The sequence below is a fragment of the Salinicola sp. NYA28a genome (genome assembly GCF_976982775.1).
In genome coordinates, this window is sequence record NZ_OZ334582.1 from 2288344 (window position 1) to 2308389 (window position 20046).

The following is a 20046-nucleotide window of genomic DNA, read 5'->3' on the forward strand; positions in this document are numbered from 1 at the left end:
GCGACTGACTCTCTGACTCAACGGTGATACGGATGTCCTGCGAGCAATGTCCAGGCGCGATAGAGCTGCTCTGCCAGCACTACCCGCACCAAGGGGTGCGGCAGCGTCAGTGCCGACAGCGACCAGGATTGCCGAGCGCGGGCGACGACGCGGGGATCGAGACCGTCGGGGCCCCCGACCACCAGCGCGATGTCCTGCCCTTCCAGCCGCCAGGAATCCAGCTTTTCGGCCAGTTGCTCGGTCGTCCAGGCCGCTCCTTTGACCTCGAGCGCCACGATACGTTCCTGATCACGCAGCTTCTCCAGCATCCGATCACCTTCGGCCTGGATAGCACGCGCCACGTCGGCGTTCTTGCCGCGGGCGCCGGGCGGAATCTCGACGATCTCGAAGGGCATCTCGCGCGGCAGCCGCTTGCGATACTCATCGACCCCGGCCTCGACCCACGCCGGCATGCGCGAGCCGACGGCCAGCAATCGGATCTTCACCCGCGAAGCTCTTGGCGATCCGCGGCACGCTTCGAATCCGTGGGCAGGTCGGCCCAAAGACGCTCGAGATCATAGAGTTGGCGGGTCTCTGGCATCATCACGTGGGCAACGACGTCACCCAGATCCACCAGCACCCATTCACCGCTCTGCTGCCCTTCCACGCCAAGCGGTCGAAGACCGGCTTCCTTCGCCTTCTCGATCACGTTGTTCGCCAATGCGGAGACGTGACGCGACGACGTACCGCTCGCGACCACCATGACATCGGTGACACTGGTCAGCTCGGCCACATCTAGCTCGACGACGTCGCGCGCTTTCAATTCTTCGAGCGCATCCACCACCAATGATTTAAGCGTATCTGTCTGCATAGCTCCTCGTCATATAGCCCCTGGAAAAGGGCAATCGCGTCTCCCGGAAATCCGGAAGACGCGCATTTTACTCGGATAACCCGTCAACACCAGCCCCGGACTCGCGATAGAGCTCATGGGTTTCGATATAGCGCTCGACGGATTCGGGGGTCAGATATCGCACGCTAAGCCCTTGCTGCAAGCGCCGGCGCACTTCGGTTGCCGCGATCGCCATGCGGCTGGGCAAGCGCAGCCGCAACAGGTGGCCGGCAGGCGCCGCCATCAGCGATTCGACCGTGGCGACCTCCCGGCCTTCGATCAGTGAAGCCAGCGACGGCTCCAGCGGCGCCTCGTGATCGGGACGATCGATCACCACGATATGGGCCAGCGACAGCAAGCGCTCGCACTGGTGCCAATGAGGCAGGCCCAGAAAGGCATCGTGACCGACGGCCATGACCAGGCGCGCCTGCTCTCCGCACTCTTCGCGCAACGACGCCAGGGTGTCGACGGAGTAGGAATGCCCCGAACGACGCACCTCGCGGTCGTCCGCCACCAGGCCGGGCGTGTCACCGATACCGGCCTTCAGCATGGCAAGCCGGTGCTCGGCGGAGATGCCGGGCGCCGTGCGATGAGGCGGAACGTGGACCGGGATCATGTGCACCGCGTCCAGCGCCAGCGCCTCTCCCAGCTCCACGGCGCTCCGCAGATGTCCCATATGAACCGGGTCGAAGGTACCGCCGAGCATGGCGATACGCACCGTGGACGAATGCCGCATGTCAGTTTGTCGCACGTCAGCTCCGAACATGACCGTCGCCAAAGACTACGTATTTTCGGGTCGTCAGGCCTTCGAGGCCAACCGGGCCACGGGCATGCAGCTTGTTGGTCGAAATGCCGATCTCGGCGCCCAGGCCATATTCGAAGCCATCGGCAAAACGCGTCGAGGCATTGACGATGACCGAGCTGGAATCCACCTCGGCCAGAAACCGTCTGGCGAGCGTCAGGTTTTCCGTCACGATCGCGTCGGTATGCTGCGAACCATAGGTGTTGACGTGTTCGACCGCCTGGTCGAAACCGTCGACGATCCGAATCGCCAGAATCGGTGCCAAATACTCCGTCGACCAGTCCGCCTCCGAGGCGGCGACGGCGTCGTCGATCCATTCCCGGGTGCGCGGACAGCCACGCATCTCGACGTGCTTGTCGCGATAGATCGCTGCCAGCTCGGGCAGCACCCGCGCCGCGATATCGGCATGCACCAGCAGGGTTTCCATGGTATTGCAGGGAGAGTAGCGCTGGGTCTTGGCGTTGTCGGCGATCGCCACCGCCTTGTCGACATCCGCAGCCGCATCGATATAGACGTGGCAGATGCCATCGAGATGCTTGATGACGGGCACCGTGGCCTCATCGGCAACGCGAGCGATCAACGACTTGCCGCCCCGAGGAATGATGACGTCCACGAACTGCGGCATGGTGATCAACTCCCCCACCGCGGCACGATCGGTGGTCGCAACGACCTGCACGGCTGTTGCCGGCAGCCCGGCGTCCTCGAGTCCCAGACGAATGCACTCCGCGATCGCCGCATTGCTGGATGCCGCTTCCGAGCCGCCACGAAGAATGCAGGCATTCCCGGATTTCAGACAGAGGCTCGCCGCTTCGACGGTCACATTAGGACGCGACTCGTAGATGATGCCGACCACGCCTAGGGGCACACGCATCTGGCCGACCTGAATGCCGCTGGGCCGATAGCTCAGGCCGTCGATCTGGCCGACGGGATCGGCAAGCGCCGCCACCTGACGAACACCGGCGATCATGGCATCGACTCGCTCGGGGGTCAGCGCCAGGCGATCCAGCAGGGCGTCACTCAGCCCGTTTTCGCGCCCGCGCTGCAAATCCTCCTGGTTGGCCGCCGCCAGGGTCGGCCGCGCCGCTTCCAGCCGAGCCACGATGGCCTCCAGCGCGCGGTTCTTGGAACCGCTGTCGACCCGGCGCAGCGCGGCACTGGCGCTACGCGCCCGCTGCCCCAGATCCTGCATGTACTGAACGATATCCTCGACCCGAGAGGCCGCAGTCTGCTGCATGGTGTACTATTCCATCTCGTTGGTAGCCCGCAACGAGCGCCGTTCGTCGTCGAAATCCGCAACGGCCCGGTAGGCTAGAAAACTTGGCGTCAATGATACGATAGCGCTTTGCCCGTTATCGTCGATCACGCTATACGCTCAGTCCCGGCACATGCGATAGTGAGACACGAATCGAGCACGCCATTCGCAATCGGTCCAATATAAGCCACCATGCAAAGCAAGTACAAAAGCCTCGGCTTCAAAACGCTTCTGGCGCTTATCTTGGTGCTTGCTCTGTTGACGGGCTGGCTGGCCGAAGGCGCGATGAGAGCAACTGCCTGGACCAGCGCCGTCGTCTTCGCTTTCCTGCTGGCTCGCCCCGCACGCCTCGCGCAATGGTTTCCCGTCGCGATCCTCCTGCTCGGCACCGCCCTGCTCCTGATCGATCATGCCGATACCGATATCTGGGTCTGGGTTCTGCCCCTGTGCCTGCTGGGCCTGACGGGTCGGGCCGGGGTCATGGTGAATGTGGCGGCCTATCTGTTATGCGTGATCTACATCGGCTGGACGCAGACCCTCCCCACCGCCACCGTGGCCGCCATTTCCCTGGCTGCTGTCTGGCTGCTGTCGCTGGAGCGACAGCGGCTGTCGGTGACGAATCGAGTATCGACGAAGCCCGATTGGCTGCTCCCGCCCGCCCAACTGGATACCGATGTTCAGCGTGAACTCAAGCGAACCAAGCGAGAAGGATCGTATGGCGAGGTGGCGATCTTCGGCTGTGCCCGCTCGACGAGTGCCAACATGAAGCAGCTCTGCCGCTGCCTCCAGGAGCAACTGGCTCTCTATGAACGCGCCTACCGGCTCAACGACTATGGGGTAGCGGTGATTTTGGTAGCGCCCAGTGCCGAAGCCGCCAGCCAGCGCCGTCGACAGCTGGTATACGCCATCGCGCCTCATCGAGAGGTCTCCTCGACCCCGTTGACGGAAATTGGCGATCGCTTCGCTCGTCATACCGGCAAGCCGGCGGCGCATGCTTCGGAGATGCAACCTTGGCATTGAGTCGATATAAGCTGGTCGCTCAACTACTCACACTGGTATTGCTGGTGGGGCTCGCGCTGTGGGAACACTTGATGCGCCACTACGACTTGATATTACCGCCCACGCTGCTGGCGATTGCGCTATTGGTTTCCATACCGCTGCAATGGCTGGGACGTCTGCGATCCGTGGTAGCCGACCACATGCTTCTGGCCGGTGGACTGACCCTGTGTGCGGTGGAAGCTCCGGGTAGCGACGACCCCATGCTGTGGCTGGGACTGTCGATAATCCTCAGCTTTCTGCTGTTGACGCTCTTCCCGGCACTCCTGCTGGCGCTCTGTCTCGTACCGGCGATGCTCGCCCTGCTCGGCGACGATTACATCACGGTTCTCAACCTGACACTGGGCTGGTGGCTGACGCTCGTCGCGGCCACCTTGCTCGTTCTGCTGGGTCACCCATCCCATGCCCAGCGCTTCACATTGCGGCCCTGGCGACGTGACAAGCGACTCTCTATCGCCTGCATCCGCGCAAATCTGAAAATAGAAATCGCCAGGGCGTCTGCGCTCGACCAGCCATTGAGCGTGCTGGTCGTGTATATTCCCCAGCTCGATCAAGCCGGAGATCAGTTCGGCGGCCACTTGCGCGAAGTGCTTTCGTCCAATTTCAGCCACGCGGTTTCCGATAATAGCCGCCAAAGCGACCTGCTCGGCGAATACAACGCCAACGTTTTCTGGCTCATTCTGCCCAACACGGCTGAACCAGGAGCCATCGCCGCTGCCAAAAGGCTCTCGGACGTGGTGACGATGGTCGCCCACCCAGAAATCGGCTCGCTGGAAAGCTACAGCCGGGTATGCACCCTGCAGGCACAGGAAAGCGTGGAGCACTTCTCGAAACGCCTCGAAGCCGCCGCCAACAAACTGCTGGAACCTCACGCGTGAACTTCACACATTGGCTCTATACTCTCGCGCCTCAGCCGGAACTGCTGTTGGCTATCATTTTCACGGTGGCCCTGATCGAGTCCCTGGCCATTGTCGGCATCGTGGTTCCTGGCGTCGTGCTGTTGAGTGCAGCGGCCTCGATCGCCGGCCATAACGACACCTCTCTCCCGCTGATGCTGGCAGCCGGTACCCTTGGCGCCTTTGCCGGTGACAATCTCAGCTTCTGGCTGGGCCGCAAGCAGCGCAGCCGGATCCCTCACTGGTGGCCACTGAAGCAACACCCCGAGTGGCTCAACCGAGGCAACGACTTCTTCCAGCGGTACGGCACCCTATCGGTCATCGTCGGTCGCTTCGTCGGTCCCGTGCGCCCGTTCATCCCCATGATCGCGGGTATGCTGTCGATGCCATCGAAGCGCTTCGCTGTCGTCAATTTCATTTCTGCCCTGGCGTGGGCGCCCGTCTATCTCCTGCCAGGCTATCTGCTGGGACGCTCGTGGGAAGAGCTGATGGAACTGCCGGCAGGAGCCGAACGGTGGCTGTTGACGTTATCCCTGTCGCTACTGGCACTGGCGCTGCTGTTTTCGTGGATCCGCTATCAGCTGAGCGGTGACGGCCGCGTACATCATTGGCTGGAAAATCGCATGACTCGCAGCCCCGCGCTGGCCAAGGGGTGGAACCTGTTTTGTTCACCCGCGCCGGCGAACGAATTCCCCCTGGCGTCATTATCGCTGCTGTTGACCAGCCTGATTGCCCTGACTGGCTGGACCGTATGGGTACTGATGCATGACGGCCCGTTGCCGATGGACGAGCAGATCCGCTCCCTCGCCAGCCTGCTACAGCGGAGCTGGCTGGTGGGGACCAGCGAGACACTCGCCGAGATCGGAGATGCGATGGGCATCAGCGTACTGATGGCGCCGTGGCTGCTATGGCTTCTCTATGCAAAGCGCTTCGCGGCGCTACTGCACATCGCCGGCGCCCTGATATTGGTCGCGGTCAGCAACACGGTCTTCAAGGATCTGGCAGGACGGGCGCGACCAGACACCCCCGATTACCTGACCGGCTCGATGTCCTATCCCAGCGCCCATACGTCGACGATCGTGGTCGTGGTGGGATTGACGGCAGCATTTGCCGCCCAGGTGATGCCTCAGCGCTACCGCGGGTACGCCTACTGGCTGGGCATCGTCGTCTGCATGCCCATGGCGCTGTCCAGGCTGGTGATCGGCGTCCACTGGGCCAGCGACCTGATCGGCGGCGCCCTCCTCGGGCTCGTGGTCTGCGCCGTGACCCGCATCAGCTACCAGCATTTTCAGCGCCCCGACCGCGACATGCCACCCTGGGTGTGGCTCTGCCTCGCCTCCCTGATACTGGAGACGGCACGCGTCGTCTTCTTCTCGCCCGTGTGATGCTGCCTGTAGAAGAACGATACTCGGAACCGTCACCATCTGCTGCGCTCCGGCTCAAAACGTTTGGCCGGCGCGCAGCAGATGGTGAACAGGTTCTCAGTCGCCCCAGCGCGGCATCAATGTCTGAGCAATGCCTAGCTGGTTGAGTATCCGCGCCACGATGAAATTGATCATCGCTTCGACGCTGTCCGGACGGTGATAGAACCCCGGCGCCGCCGGCAGTATGACAGCGCCCATATGGGTCAGCTTGAGCATGTTGTCGAGATGCACCGCCGAGAGCGGCGTCTCCCGAGGCACGAGAATCAGCTGCCGGCGCTCCTTGAGCGCCACATCGGCGGCCCGCTCGATCAGGTTGTTGCTTGCCCCGCAGGCTACCGCCGAGAGCGTTCCCGTCGAGCACGGGCAGATCACCAGCGCCTGCCAGTTGCCGGAACCGGAAGCGACCGGTGCCATCCAGTCTTCCCGCCCAAAACAGCGAATCTGCCCCTCGCCGGCGCCGAATCGCTCGGTCAACGACTGGGCCAGTCGATCCGGCTGCGCCGGCAGTTCGATATCGGTCTCGACCGCGACCACGCGATGCGCCGCCTTGGAGATCATCACGTAAATCTCGTGCCCGGCTCCAACCAGGCACTCGATCAGGCGCAGGCCATATTGCACGCCGGAAGCGCCGGTCAGCGCCACGGCGACCGGCGCCGCATACGTCGCAGCTTCATCGCGCGCCATGGCGAGCCTCCAGTGCCTGAAGCAGCTTGCCGTGAATCCCGCCGAACCCGCCATTGGACATGACCACGATTCGATCGCCCGAGGCGGCCGCCTCCACGACCTCGCCGACGAGTGCGTCGAGGTCGCCGGATACCCGGCTGGCCGCGTGTCCGGTGACAACCTCGTCCAGCGACCAGTCCAATCCCGGAGGCTGATACCACCAGACCCGGTCGGCTACCGACGTGCTGTCGGCCAGACGCGATTTCATCGTGCCCTGGCGCATGGTGTTGGAGCGCGGCTCGATGATCGCCAGCAGCCGGCCACCGTGGCGGTCCTGATGCAGCCCCTCAAGGGTCAGCGCGATCGCGGTAGGATGATGCGCGAAGTCGTCGAGCACCTGGATGCCGGCCACCACCCCGCGGACCTCCTGGCGCCGCTTGGGCGCCGCGAAAGTGGATAGCGCTCGGCAACCGTCGGCCAGAGAAACGCCGAGCCGATGAGCTGCCGCCAGCGCGGCCACGCCATTGGCGGCATTGTGGCGGCCGCTCATCGCCCAATGAACCACCTGCTGCTCGCCGCCGGCCATCACCGTAAAGACACGGCTGTCCTCCGGGTCGAGCGCAAAACGCCAATCGCTGCCGTCACGTTGACCGAAGCGCTGTACCGGCGACCAGCAACCCTGTGCCAGCACCCGTTCCAGCGCCGGCTCGTTGTCGGCGACCACCAGGTCGCCGTTACCCGGCACGGTTCGAACGAAATGGTGAAACTGGCGCTCGATAGTCGCAAGATCTGCAAAGATATCCGCATGATCGAATTCCAGGTTGTTGAGAATCGCGACATCCGGGCGGTAGTGGACGAACTTCGAACGTTTGTCGAAGAACGCGGTATCGTACTCGTCCGCTTCCACGACGAACGGCGCACTGTCCTTACCAAGACGAGACGAGCATCCGAAATTGCGCAGTACGCCACCGATAAGAAATCCGGGTTCGAGACCCGCGGCTTCCAGTATCCAGGCCAGCATGCTCGCCGTGGTAGTCTTGCCGTGCGTCCCCGCCACCGCCAAAACCTGGCGCCCCGGCAATACGTGTTCCGCCAGCCACTGCGGCCCGGAAGTATAGGGGAGCTTGGCGTTCAGCAAGGCTTCGATTTCCGGATTCCCCCGGGAGAGCGCGTTACCGACGATGACCAGATCGGGAGCCGGCTCGAGATTCTCGGGACGATAGCCCTCCATCAACTCGATGCCGATCTCCTCGAGTTGAAGGCTCATCGGGGGATAGACATTGGCATCCGAGCCGGTCACGCGATATCCCAGCATCTTTGCCAGACGCGCGAGACTGCCCATGAACGTGCCACATACCCCCACTACATGAACGTGCATACCACTCTCCCTTGCATGAGCCGGCGAGCCTAGCATGGCCTCGCGGGCCGGGCCACCAGCCCGCTCGCCGCGTGATTCGCCTCCTGCCGTTCAGCGAGAAATAGCCTCGAGAGCCGCTTGAAGGCGCTCCATGAGCCTTGATGTCTTCCGGAAACGTATCGAAACACCGTTGCAAGATACCCGGCTCATCGCGGCGCCAATGACAGGCGTTAGCGGCTAACTCATTCGGCAGTCGCAGAAAAATGACCGAGGCTGCTACGGGCTTCTCGTGTTAACAGGCATTCGCCTTTCGGCTATGCTGGGCCGGCATCCGTGACTCGTAACATCCTCGACAAGAGGCATCACGCCGTTGACCGCCGGGTTTCATCATTTCGTGATGGGCTGAAGGCAGGTCATTTCTACCGCGAGAGCGTCAAGGAAGTCAGCGCCGATAGAAGGTCCGCGCACGCCGGACCAACGGTCGTGAGCCAGCATAACCGAATACCAGGAGATGAGAGCCGATATGGCCAAGCATAATGCCTTTTACGCCCAGTCCGGTGGCGTTACCGCCGTCATCAACGCCAGCGCCTGTGGCGTGATCGAGGCCTGCCGCCGCCACCCGGACCGCATCGGTCATCTCTATGCCGGGCACAACGGCATCATCGGCGCGCTCATGGAAGACTTGATCGATACCAATCAGGAAAGCGACGAATCCGTCTCGGCACTCCGCCACACTCCCGGGGGCGCCTTTGGTTCCTGTCGCTACAAGCTCAAGTCGATCGAGACGCACCGCGCCGAATACGAACGCCTGATCGAAGTGTTCAAGGCTCACGACATCCGCTACTTCTTCTACAACGGCGGCGGCGATAGCGCCGACACCTGCCTCAAGGTCTCTCAACTCTCGGAGACGATGGGCTACCCCCTGACGGCCATTCATGTTCCCAAGACCGTCGACAACGATCTGCCCATTACCGATAACTCACCCGGCTTCGGCAGTGTCGCCAAGTACGTCGCCACCTCGACGCGAGAAGCGGCGCTCGACATCGAGTCGATGTGTTCCACCTCGACCAAGGTGTTCATTCTCGAAGTCATGGGTCGTCATGCAGGCTGGATTGCTGCCGCTGGCGCCCTCTCCGGCGAATCGCCGGAACAAGCCCCGCATCTGATCATCTTTCCCGAGATCGCCTTCGATCGGGCCACGGTCATGGCGCGTATCGACGAGGCCGTCAAACGTCATGGTTTCTGCGTGATCGTGGTCTCCGAAGGCGCGCAATATGCCGACGGCACCTTCCTTGCCGATGCCGGCAGCACCGACGCCTTCGGCCATAAGCAGCTGGGCGGAGTCGCGCCGATGCTGGCCTCCATGGTCAAGGAAGATCTCGGTCATAAATACCACTGGGCAGTGGCCGACTACCTGCAGCGCGCCGCACGCCATATCGCCTCCAAGACGGATGTCGATCAGGCCTATGCCGTGGGCGAAGCCGCCGTCGAACTCGCCCTGGCGGGGCAGAATTCGATGATGCCGGCGATCAAGCGCGTTTCGGACACCCCATACGAATGGAAGATCGAGGCGGCGCCGCTGTCGGAGATCGCCAACCACGAGAAGTTCATGCCGCGCGACTACATCAGCGAAGACGGCCTCTATATCAGCGAAGCCGGGCGACGCTATCTGGCCCCACTGATTCTGGGCGAGGATTTCCCCCCGTTCGAGAACGGCCTGCCCAAGGTAGCCAGGTTGAAGAAGGCCAAGGTCGAGCGCAAGCTGGCGATGTTCGAACTGTAATACGCCACGACCGATATCGTCGGCACCACGATCACGGTGCCGACGAACATGCCACCCTATCCCCCTCGTACCAACCCTTCCCCTCGTACCAACCCTTTTCGGCCGTTCCCCCGAATATACGGCTGCCTTTCCTCGGCTTTTCGCCAGACGACTGTCTGCCGCATCGAGGCCTGTCGCCATTCGACAACACCTCGTCACCAAAATGAAAACAGTGTTCAACAACACCTGGCTCAGGCGCTTGGCGAGCGCTTCGAGACTATACTGAGCCATCTGGAGAACTCGTCCGAACGCGTCGATTCTCAAGGCGGATGCCGGTCGGCAATCGACAGGGACACCAAAAGAGAAAGAGTGGCAGTCCACCGCCGGATACTCACGCCTCGTCGCGATATCCACGGTGAGAACGAAGAAGGAGCAAGGTCATGAAGAAACCGATCATCATTGGCAGCATCATAGCCGCACTGGGCATCGCTGGTGGCGTCGCTGTCGGGGCCTATCAATCCTCCGAAAGCGGCCCGAGATATGCCGACATCGTCAGTGTGGACCCGATCGTGCAGACTTCCAGCGCACCCCGTGAGGTCTGCGAGAACGTCACGGTCACGCACCAGCGCCCGGTGAAAGACGAAAACCGCATCGCCGGCACGGCCATTGGCGCCATTGTTGGCGGGGTCGTGGGCAATCAGTTCGGCGGCGGTAGCGGCAAGAAGATCATGACGGCAGCAGGTGCCGTCGGCGGCGGACTGGCGGGTAATCAGGTCCAGCAGCAGATGCAGCAGGGCGACACCTACCAGACGACCGAACAGCGCTGCAGTACCGTCAGCGACAGCAAACAGGAAACCGTCGGTTACGATGTCCGGTACCGTTATGATGGCGAAGTGCATGAAGCCAAGCTGGACGACAAGCCCGAGGGCGAGCGTGTCCTGATGCGCGACGGAAGGCCGCAATGGGATGGGACCTCTCAGTCTTCCTGAGTTTCATGACGTCTCGTTTTCTCCAGGCTTTTTTCTCCGGTTTTTTACGAGACAGATAGCCCCGGCATCGATCCGGGGCTCGCATTCAAAGCCATTCAATGGCTTTGTCTTCTTCAGCACGGGTCGACAAAAGTCATGGCTCTGCCTGCAGATGACTGCCTTCGCCCCTCACCCCTCACCCCTCACCCCTCACCCCTCACCCCTAGCGATGGCCCCTCAACCCTAGCGATGTGTCAGCTTTCTGGGGCGCCCTTGAGGTCCGACCGGCTTGCTTAGTGCGATTTCAATGGCGCGCTCCCGCTCGATGCCTCTGTCAACCAGCTTTTTGATTCGCGTCTTCAAAGCCCCCAAGGGCATACCGACGGCTCGGGCTCGATGGGCCAAGGTCCCCGTCTTGGGTACGTTCTTCGTTTGGTGCTGAGCAGTCTGAAAATCTCGCGCAGTCAATTTCATTGCTATTCCAAAGAGCGCTTTAGATATCAAGAGATACCTAAAATAAATTCAGCAGTGCTTCAATTAAAATAAAGTCATGGTTAACTAAAATTCAGTCTGCGCGCTTCCCGGTTCATTTAAATTAACCTGGAGCAAAAGCGATCACCAACGTAGCCCATTCTTGAGCGACGGTGCCGAACTGAACCTGATGGCCGCCATTGGATCAATCGCGAGATAATGAAGCCTGAGCGACACAACGAGGAGAAACAAGGAGAGACGAGAGACTGCGAAAAGATTCGGGAAGAAGCGATTATACCAGCCTGCAATCAGAAGGCAGCCTTCATGTTGCTGATAAAAAAACGCCCGGCATACTCCATCGCTTTGCGCTGAAGTATCCGGGCTAAAGATCGCGGCATCGCGACCATGAACCTCGAGGCTAAAAACGCGCACGCTGAGCACGTTTCCAAACGATTCTTCACTTCGCAAATTAAAATTTTTGCACGCGAAAAAATCAATATATAGTAGTAAATAACCTCAAAGAACTACAATACCTACTAGATTATCAGGATATCGCGATAAAGAGAAAGAGGAATTTTCATCTACTTTAGTGTTGTCGGATATAGCGCCCACCACCGTGAAATCCGCTCATATCCCTTTCGATCAAGCTCTCCACGTTTATAATCTCTCCCACCGCTGCGAACCTGGCACCTGGCCGATGAGACGCCAAGCGCTCGAGCTTCAAGCCGTTTGCAATTGAAGCCGGTGACGTGAAGTGGCGAATCGGCCATTCTGAACAAACTGCACGACAGGCTTGCAGGCTAGCCTCCAGCGACAATCTACGAAGAAATGCAGTCGATAGGACCCACTGTGCAACGTTTTCTCGCTCCCCGATATCAGCTCTACTTCCAGCAGAACCAACTCGATGATTTCGACGCGCTCTGGTCGCTCGATCTCGACCCCGTCGATGCCCCCAACCTGGAAAGGGGCGGCCATTCGGAAGTGAGCCGAGTGACACTAGACGCCCAAGGCCTGCCATCACGAACCTTTTTCGTCAAACGTCAGACCAACCATCTGGGCCGCAGCCTCCAGCGCCCTCTCGGTGAACCCACCTTCGCGCGTGAGGCGCGCAACGTCGCGACGTTTCACCGGCTGAACATCCCCGCTCTGGAAACCGCCTATTTCGAAGAACGCAAGAACGCCGGACGCTGGCAAGCCATCCTGATCACGCCCGAGCTCGAAGGTTATGCCGACATGATCGATATCCACTCAGGATGGCCCGATACGCCCGAACCGACCCGAGCGCGCATCATCGACAGTTGCGGCGAGCTCCTTCGTACACTGCACAAACGCCGCTGGCGCCATGGCAGCCTTTATGCCAAGCACGTCTTTCTACGCGCCGATGACGCGGCCCTTCATGGCTTCGATGCCAGGTTCATCGATCTGGAGAAATCCCGGCCGCTGCTGGTGGCCGGAAAAGAGAAACGCCGTGACCTGCAGATTTTCGCTCGCCGACTGACGCAATGGCAGGCTGAAGAGTGGCGCAGGCTACTGAGCGTCTATCTTGAACAACCGATGGAGAGCCGCCAGGTGGGCCGATGGATGCGGGCCTTGAAACTATCCGAGGCCTGACAGTCACAACCTGACTGTCCCAATCTGCCTATCCGACACCGACATGAGCTCCCGGATTTATATCCTGAATCGGCATCACTCACCGCCCTGCGCACACCGTACAGGCCGGATCTCTCGGCAACGCGAAGCGACGCCACTCGCCACTCAAGGCGTCAAACGTCGACAGCCCGCGAAGGGGCTGTCCGGCGCCGCTAATCAACTTCATGGCCTCCAGGGCCTGAAAGCTACCAATGATCCCGACCAGCGGAGATACCACGCCGCTTTCCGCGCAGGTCAGCGCCTCGTCGCCATCTTGCTCCCCATAGAGACAGGCATAGCACGGCGACGACGGCTCGCGCGTGTCGAAGACCGCCAGTTGCCCCGAGAAGCGGATAGCCGCACCGCTCACTAACGGGGTTCGGGTTTCGACACAGGCGCGATTGATTGCGAAGCGGCTGGAAAAGCGATCGGTACAGTCGAGCACCACATCGGCGGCTTCGACTTCGGCAATCAGTTCCTCGCCGACCAGCCGCGTGTTCAAGGCTCGCACATCGCAGGTCGCGTTAATTCTTCTTGCCGCCTCGGCCGCCGAGCAGGCCTTGGATCGCCCCAGAGATACCTCGGTATGAGCGATCTGGCGCTGCAGATTCGATAGCTCCACGACATCGTCGTCGGCGACACTCAGGCGCCCGACACCCGCGCCCGCCAGATATAGCGCAGCGGGAGAGCCGAGGCCGCCGGCGCCGATGATCAACACGCGGGAACTCAGCAACCGCTCCTGCCCTGCGATATCGATCTCGTCCAGCATGATATGGCGGCTATAGCGCAACAGTGCTTCGTCGTTCATGATCTTTTCATGACCTTTTTCGATGATCCCAAAGCGCAGTGGCTGCCGTGGCAATGAATCGCCTCCAGCGCGTTACTTGCCGTCCGGGTCGAGATCGGGAATCGGCAACGCCAACTCCTCTTTCACCTCTTCCATCACGACGTAGCTCTTGGACTCCTTGACCCCGGGAAGCGTCAGCACGACATCGCCCAGCAGTTGCCGATAGGCCGACATCTCGGGAATCCGGCATTTGAGGATATAGTCGAACTGCCCGGAGACCAGATGACACTCCTGAATCTGCGGCAGCTTCGCCACCGCCTTGCGAAACTCGTCGAAGACGGCCGGCGACTGGGTGTTCAGACTGATTTCGACGAACACCAGCAGATTGGCGCGCAATGCCTGCGGATCGAGTATGGCCTTGTAGCCACGAATGATCCCTGCACGCTCGAGGCGCTTGACTCGCTCGAGACAGGGCGTCGTCGACAAACCGACCTGCGATGCCAGATCGACGTAGGAAATTCGAGCATTCTCCTGCAGACAACGCAGGATATTGAGATCAATTCGATCGAGTGATCGAGATTTGGCTTTCATTGCTGTAGTTGTTCCAAGCCGATGAATAGAAATGGTTCACGCACGAGGTAACGCCGGGTGGCGGTGATTCGTCCCGATGAGCGATGCTGATACCGGATGGACGACATGCCCCGGCCTACACCCCGTAACCGCGGGGCGACATTACTATCACAGAGCCAGCGCGAATCACCAGCGAGCCCGGTAACCCTCGTTCAACGCTCTGGCCGTTGAAAAGTGGCTCCGCGCCTCAGACCACTCATCCCTACCGCCCGCCGATTGCTCATTCCCACCGCCCGCCGGTAACGCGCTCGTGGCCTGCGAGATCGCGCCGCGAGTTGACATCGTGAAAACCCCGACGCAACAGCACCTCGCGCACCACACCCGCTTGCGTATGACCGTGCTCCATCCATAACCAGCCGCCCGGCTGCAGATGATCCGGCGCACGCCCGGCCAGCCATTCGAGATCCGACATCCCGGAAGCCTCGGCCACCAATGCCGATCGTGGCTCGAAACGCACGTCGTCACGCAGCAGGTGCGGATCGTCGTCGGCAATATAAGGCGGATTGGAGACGATGAGGTCGAAGCGATGCCCGGCCAACGTCGAGAACCAGTCGCTTTCGAGGAAGCGAGCGTTGGCGATGGCCAGTTGTCGGGCATTGGCTTGCGCGAGGGTCACGGCGTCAGGGGCGAGATCGACACCGGTGACCCGCCAGCCCGGGCGTTCGCTGGCAAAGGCCAGCGCGATGGCGCCGGTACCGGTGCCCAGATCGAGCAGCTCGCCAGCGGGCGGCGTGGCAAACTCGAGCGCGACTTCGACCAAGCGCTCGGTATCCGGCCGCGGGATCAAGGTCGCTGGCGAGGTCTCGAGGCGGAGCCCCCAGAACTCCCGCGAGCCGACCAGATACGCCACCGGCAGCCCCTCGATCCGCTGGGCAACCAATTGCTGAAAGGCCTTGTGCTGGGTTGCCGTCAACTCTCGGTCGCCCCAGGTGTATAGCCAGGTCCGGTTCGTCTCGCAGACATGAGCCAGCAGCACTTCCGCATCGAGCCGCGCCGTCGGCGACATGACGAGGCGCCCTGCCGCCTCGCGCAGGGCGTCATCGATCGTCATCACTCCCCCTGCAATGCCGCCAGCTGATCGGCCTGGTACTCGTTGATCAACGGCCCTATGACCTCGTCGAGATCACCCGCGACGACCTCGCCCAGCTTGTAGATCGTCAGGTTGATGCGGTGGTCGGTGAGGCGGCCCTGCGGAAAGTTGTAGGTGCGGATTCGCTCGCTGCGATCGCCCGACCCCACCAGGGAACGGCGCGTATCGGCCTGGTGCTGGCGCTGGGAGTCCACCGCCGCCTGCTTCAGCCGCGCTGCCAGCAACGACATCGCCTTGGCGCGGTTCTTGTGCTGGCTGCGCTCTTCCTGGCATTCGACCACCAGCCCGGTCGGCAGGTGCGTGATGCGAATCGCCGAATCGGTGGTATTGACGTGCTGGCCACCGGCGCCGCTGGAACGGAACGTATCGACGCGAAGATCGTTGCTGTTGATGTCGACGTCGCCGACCTCATCCGCTTCGGGCATCACCGCGACGGTACAGGCCGAGGTATGAATGCGTCCCTGGGACTCCGTCGCCGGGACCCGTTGCACGCGGTGCGCGCCGGATTCGAACTTCAGCGACGCATAGGCGTTATCGCCCTTGACCCGGGCGATGATCTCCTTGTAACCGCCCTGCTCACCGTGACTGGCGCTGACCACCTCGACCTTCCAGCCGCGCCGCTCGGCGTAGCGGGAATACATGCGAAACAGGTCGCCAGCGAACAGCGCCGCCTCGTCGCCGCCGGTACCGGCACGGATCTCCAGGAAGACGTTGCTATCGTCGTCCGGATCCTTGGGCACCAGCAAGCGCTTGACCTCTTCCTCGAGCTCCTCGAGCCGGGCTCTGGAAGAACGCCACTCCTCCTCGGCTAGCTCGCGCATTTCGGGATCGCTGTCCTGGCGCATCTGGTCGGCGGCCTCGATATCGCCCTCGGTACGGCGGTAGACGAGCCAGGACTCGACCAGCGGTTCGAGTTCGGCGTATTCGCGGGAGTAATCGCGGAAACGCGGTTGATCGGCGATCACTTCGGGCTCGGAGAGCAGCGCTGACAGCTCCTCGAAGCGGTCCTGAAAGGCGTCGAGTCGTTCGCGCAAAGACGCTTTCATGCCCAGTCCTGTATTTTCATACCGAGTCCTGTGTCGTGGCGGGCCCTTCGATGAGCAAGTTGTCGGCCGCCTGAATGATATCGTGACGTGATTGACCCGACGCTTCGCGCAAGCGCAGCGTGGGGCCGTGCATCAATTTATTGGCCAACTGGTGCGACAGACGCTTGATCACCGTCTCCGGATCTTCGCCCCGCGCCAGTTGCGCCAGCGCCTCCGCCTCGGAATCGCGTCGCAGCGACTCGCCATGCTGACGGTAGCGGCGAATCAGGTCCCCCGCCCCGCGCACCCGGCGTTCATGCAGCCAGCGATCGACCCCGCTTTCGATCAGCGCTTCGGCCTGGCGTGCCGCGACCTCGCGATGACGCCGATTCTCGGCGATCACCTGCTGCAGATCGTCGACGCTATAGAGGAAGACATCGTCGAGATCGCCCACTTCAGGCTCGATGTCCCGCGGCACCGCAATATCGACCATGAAGATGGGCCGGTGGCGGCGTACCTTGAGCGCACGTTCGACCATGCCCTTGCCGAGGATCGGCAACTCGCTGGCCGTGGAGGCGATGACGATGTCCGCCTGCTCCAGCGCCTGCGGAATGGCATTGAGCTCGATCGCGCGCGCATCGCAGGTTTCGGCCAGCGCCTGGGCCCGTGCCAGCGTGCGGTTGGCGACGGTCAGCCCCATGATGCCGGCTTCACGCAGGTGGCGCGCCACCAGCTCGACCGTCTCGCCGGCCCCGATCAGCAATGCCCGGGCACGACTGAAGTCGTCGAAGATGCGGCTGGCCAGGCTGACCGCCGCATAAGCGACCGAGACCGGATTTTCCCCGATCGCGGTTTCGCTGCGGACCTGCTTGGCGACCGAGAAGGTCTGCTGGAAGAGACGCTCCAGCTCGCTGCCCAGCCCCGCGTGTTGTCGCGCGATCTGGTAGGCATCCTTGAGCTGACCGAGAATCTGCGGCTCCCCCAGCACCATGGAATCCAGACCAGCCGCCACACGCATCAGATGCCTGGCGGCCTCTCCCTCATGGTAGTGGTAGGCGCAGTTCAACAGCTCCTGCGCGGGCATGCCGTGAAACGCCCCCAGCCATTCGAGCAACTGGTGCTCGCCGTCGGCTACGGTGATGCAGTAGAGCTCGGTCCGGTTACAGGTAGAGAGCACCGCCGCCTCTCGCACGTCGGGCAAGGCCCGCAGCTGTGTCAGCGCGGACTCGAGTTGTGCCGGCGAGAAGGCGACACGCTCGCGCATGTCGACCGCAGCCGTTCTATGGTTGATACCCAGAGCTAGCAGCGTCATGAAATCACGGTCATTTGTCTTGCGTGGATCCGGCGTCTGCGCTCGCGGATGTCCTCGAAGCAAAGCGCGGCATACCGGAATGAAGCGCGGCACATGTCAGGTTGCCGACCGCTTCACCCATTCTCGCGGTCGACCGGAAGCGGGGACGGCGAGACGAACCCGGCCGGGCGATCCACTCCATTGTGGTCCGCCCGACCGGGCGGCGCCATTTTAGCACAGCCAAAAGACGCTTAGCAGGCAATGAAACACGCCGACCGACATGCCTCGGCGATTGACCCCCGGCGGCCAGCCGTTATGCTGGAGCCATTGATCGATCTCGAGGACGGCATGCCCAAAAGTCTGTTCTACGCCGCCAGTTGCGCGGTTCTGCTGGCTGGCTGCCAAAGCATGTCGGCCGACACGGCATCGGCGCCTGTCGATGACCCTCTGACATCGGCGCCGCCGATCACCCGCGGATTCGACGCCCGAGGCCTGTCCCAGGTGCTGTTGTCCGAGATGGCGGGGCAGCGAGGTGACTTTCACCGCGCCGCCGACGGCTATCTGGAGGCCGCCGAACGCTACCGTTCCGCCGAACTCGCCGAGCGCGCCACGCTGGCCGCGCGATACACCGATGACAAGAGCCTGCTGACCTCCGCGGCGGCTCGCTGGCAACAGCTGGCGCCGCAGGATTCGGCACCGCAGAAGCTGCTTTCCGGCATTGCCGTGGATCGCGGCGACTGGCCTGCAGCACTACGTCACAGGCTGGCGCTCGCTCGCACGGGGGAAGAGGCACAGCTTCTCGAGCTCGCCGACCTGATGGTGGAATCCCAGGCAGACCTGCCACCACTGATCGCCCAACTACGCGACTTCACCGCCACCCAGCCCCACCATGCCGATGCCCAGATGGCAACGGCAAGGCTCGAGGCGGCCAACGGCCAGTTCGATGAAGCCCGACAGCGGCTGACGAACCTGACTCGCCGCCACGCCGACCTGCCGATGCTCTGGCTCACCCGATCGCAGATCGCGCTCGAGGCCGGCGACTACGACCAGGCCGTCTTATCGGCGCAACGCGGGCGAGAGCTGGCACCCGATGACAGCCGGTTCCTGCTGGCGCTGGCGCAGGCGGAAATCGCCAATGGCGACATCGCGGCTGCCGAGCCACGAATCGACCAGTTGCTGGCACGCCACGACGATACGCCGACGCTACGTATCGGTCTCGCTCAGCTCTATCTCGATGCCGGTGCGCTGGAGCCTGCCCGAAGACTGCTGCTGCCGCTGCTCGATCGCGACGATACGCCACCGGCGACCTACCTCGTGCTGGGCAGCATTGCCGAGTCGTCGCAAGGCGAAATCGACAACGCGCTACTCTACTACCGCCAGGTACCGACCGGCCCCGGCTTCCTCGACTCCCGCGCGCTCGCCACCCAGATGCTGACGGCCAACGATCGCACCGACGATGCTCTGACATTCCTGCGCGTCGAGATTCTGCGTCATCCCTCCCAGCGCGCAACACTGACCCAGATCGGCGTGCAGGCGCTGGACAACGCAGGCCAGAGCGCTGCCGCGGATACCCTTCTCGCCGAGTCCCTCGAGCAGGCGCCGGACGACACCGACCTGCTCTATACCCGGGCCATGCGCGAATTCGAACGCGGCAACGTCGAAGCGATGATGGCGCAGATGCGCGACATCATTGCCAGAGAACCCGACAATGCCGCCGCTCTCAACGCGCTGGGCTACACCCTGGCGACGACGACGGACCATTACGACGAAGCGCTGGAGCTTATCGAACGGGCCCACGCACTCGAGCCGGAGAGCCCCGCCATTCTCGATAGCCTGGGCTGGGTGCATTTCAAACGCGGGGAGACGCAAAAGGCACTCGGGTATCTGCGGCGCGCCTACGCCGGCCAGCCGGATCAGGAAGTCGCCGCGCACCTGGCCGAAGCGCTGGCCGTTCTCGATCATGCGAGCGAGGCGCGAGCATTGGTGGAATCGGCACTCGCCGGCAGCGAAATCCACCCGGATATCGATGACCTGCTGCTGCGCTATCCGCAGCTGGCGCCCTAACCCCGTATCAG

The 20046-nt window shown here is 62.2% G+C and carries 19 protein-coding genes; 7 read left to right on the forward strand and 12 right to left on the reverse strand.

Features of this window, described 5'->3' with window-relative positions:
* Positions 1–17 precede the first annotated feature (17 nt).
* The 4 genes from rlmH to ACWHY3_RS10425 all read right to left on the reverse strand — a co-directional run bounded on the left by rlmH (position 18) and on the right by ACWHY3_RS10425 (position 2904).
* Positions 18–485, reverse strand: a complete 468-nt coding sequence (gene rlmH, locus ACWHY3_RS10410) for a 23S rRNA (pseudouridine(1915)-N(3))-methyltransferase RlmH (protein WP_087719856.1) — start codon at positions 483–485, stop codon at positions 18–20.
* Positions 482–850, reverse strand: a complete 369-nt coding sequence (gene rsfS / locus ACWHY3_RS10415) for a ribosome silencing factor (RefSeq protein ID WP_087719857.1) — start codon at positions 848–850, stop codon at positions 482–484. Before rsfS ends, rlmH begins: the two co-directional genes overlap by 4 nt.
* Positions 851–917: 67 nt before the next feature.
* Entirely contained in the window at positions 918–1604 is a 687-nt protein-coding gene (nadD, locus tag ACWHY3_RS10420; RefSeq protein ID WP_087719858.1) for a nicotinate-nucleotide adenylyltransferase, read from the reverse strand.
* Positions 1605–1620: 16 nt separating this feature from the next.
* The gene (locus ACWHY3_RS10425; RefSeq protein ID WP_087719859.1) at positions 1621–2904 is read right to left on the reverse strand and encodes a glutamate-5-semialdehyde dehydrogenase; all 1284 of its coding nucleotides are present in this window, start codon (positions 2902–2904) and stop codon (positions 1621–1623) included.
* Positions 2905–3114: 210 nt separating this feature from the next.
* On the opposite strand from ACWHY3_RS10425, the gene ACWHY3_RS10430 reads away from it, so the two are divergent.
* The 3 genes from ACWHY3_RS10430 to ACWHY3_RS10440 are packed head-to-tail and all read left to right on the forward strand — an operon-like array spanning position 3115 to position 6259.
* Positions 3115–3942, forward strand: coding sequence for a hypothetical protein (locus ACWHY3_RS10430; RefSeq protein WP_087719860.1), 828 nt, complete (start codon positions 3115–3117; stop codon positions 3940–3942).
* 44 nt (positions 3943–3986) lie between these two features.
* Complete coding sequence (locus ACWHY3_RS10435) at positions 3987–4856, forward strand: diguanylate cyclase domain-containing protein (protein WP_448126476.1); 870 nt, start codon at positions 3987–3989, stop codon at positions 4854–4856.
* Positions 4853–6259, forward strand: coding sequence for a bifunctional DedA family/phosphatase PAP2 family protein (locus ACWHY3_RS10440; RefSeq protein ID WP_087719862.1), 1407 nt, complete (start codon positions 4853–4855; stop codon positions 6257–6259). Before ACWHY3_RS10435 ends, ACWHY3_RS10440 begins: the two co-directional genes overlap by 4 nt.
* Before the next feature lie 96 nt (positions 6260–6355).
* Here the strand turns inward: ACWHY3_RS10440 and ACWHY3_RS10445 are convergent, their stop codons facing one another.
* Together ACWHY3_RS10445 and mpl are read right to left on the reverse strand one after the other, a co-directional pair.
* Positions 6356–6982 (reverse strand): flavin prenyltransferase UbiX, encoded by a 627-nt coding sequence (locus ACWHY3_RS10445; RefSeq protein ID WP_087719863.1) that lies wholly within the window; start codon positions 6980–6982, stop codon positions 6356–6358.
* On the reverse strand, positions 6969–8339 hold the full coding sequence (gene mpl / locus ACWHY3_RS10450) for a UDP-N-acetylmuramate:L-alanyl-gamma-D-glutamyl-meso-diaminopimelate ligase (RefSeq protein ID WP_087719864.1): 1371 nt from the start codon (positions 8337–8339) through the stop codon (positions 6969–6971). Before mpl ends, ACWHY3_RS10445 begins: the two co-directional genes overlap by 14 nt.
* Positions 8340–8841: 502 nt before the next feature.
* On the opposite strand from mpl, the gene ACWHY3_RS10455 reads away from it, so the two are divergent.
* Together ACWHY3_RS10455 and ACWHY3_RS10460 are read left to right on the forward strand one after the other, a co-directional pair.
* The gene (locus ACWHY3_RS10455) at positions 8842–10101 is read left to right on the forward strand and encodes a 6-phosphofructokinase (RefSeq protein WP_303856833.1); all 1260 of its coding nucleotides are present in this window, start codon (positions 8842–8844) and stop codon (positions 10099–10101) included.
* 419 nt (positions 10102–10520) lie between these two features.
* Positions 10521–11069: a glycine zipper 2TM domain-containing protein gene (locus ACWHY3_RS10460; protein WP_448126477.1), complete on the forward strand. Its 549-nt coding sequence runs from the start codon at positions 10521–10523 to the stop codon at positions 11067–11069.
* A gap of 594 nt (positions 11070–11663) precedes the next feature.
* Here the strand turns inward: ACWHY3_RS10460 and ACWHY3_RS10465 are convergent.
* Complete coding sequence (locus tag ACWHY3_RS10465; protein WP_448126478.1) at positions 11664–11951, reverse strand: hypothetical protein; 288 nt, start codon at positions 11949–11951, stop codon at positions 11664–11666.
* Positions 11952–12368: 417 nt separating this feature from the next.
* Here ACWHY3_RS10465 and ACWHY3_RS10470 point away from each other — a divergent pair, with 417 nt between their 5' ends.
* Complete coding sequence (locus ACWHY3_RS10470; RefSeq protein ID WP_448126479.1) at positions 12369–13130, forward strand: lipopolysaccharide kinase InaA family protein; 762 nt, start codon at positions 12369–12371, stop codon at positions 13128–13130.
* 79 nt (positions 13131–13209) lie between these two features.
* On the opposite strand, the gene ACWHY3_RS10475 is transcribed toward ACWHY3_RS10470, so the two are convergent.
* The 5 genes from ACWHY3_RS10475 to hemA all read right to left on the reverse strand — a co-directional run bounded on the left by ACWHY3_RS10475 (position 13210) and on the right by hemA (position 17992).
* On the reverse strand, positions 13210–13956 hold the full coding sequence (locus ACWHY3_RS10475) for a HesA/MoeB/ThiF family protein (protein WP_087720493.1): 747 nt from the start codon (positions 13954–13956) through the stop codon (positions 13210–13212).
* Between the two features lie 72 nt (positions 13957–14028).
* On the reverse strand, positions 14029–14526 hold the full coding sequence (locus tag ACWHY3_RS10480) for an Lrp/AsnC ligand binding domain-containing protein (protein ID WP_332779249.1): 498 nt from the start codon (positions 14524–14526) through the stop codon (positions 14029–14031).
* Between the two features lie 259 nt (positions 14527–14785).
* Entirely contained in the window at positions 14786–15616 is an 831-nt protein-coding gene (gene prmC / locus ACWHY3_RS10485) for a peptide chain release factor N(5)-glutamine methyltransferase (RefSeq protein ID WP_448126480.1), read from the reverse strand.
* Positions 15616–16701: a peptide chain release factor 1 gene (gene prfA / locus ACWHY3_RS10490; protein WP_303854647.1), complete on the reverse strand. Its 1086-nt coding sequence runs from the start codon at positions 16699–16701 to the stop codon at positions 15616–15618. The genes prmC and prfA overlap by 1 nt, the downstream gene beginning before the upstream one ends.
* A gap of 16 nt (positions 16702–16717) precedes the next feature.
* Positions 16718–17992 (reverse strand): glutamyl-tRNA reductase, encoded by a 1275-nt coding sequence (hemA, locus tag ACWHY3_RS10495; RefSeq protein WP_448126481.1) that lies wholly within the window; start codon positions 17990–17992, stop codon positions 16718–16720.
* 327 nt (positions 17993–18319) lie between these two features.
* Between hemA and ACWHY3_RS10500 the strand changes: the two genes are divergently transcribed.
* Positions 18320–20035, forward strand: coding sequence for a tetratricopeptide repeat protein (locus tag ACWHY3_RS10500; RefSeq protein WP_448126482.1), 1716 nt, complete (start codon positions 18320–18322; stop codon positions 20033–20035).
* Positions 20036–20046 lie beyond the last annotated feature (11 nt).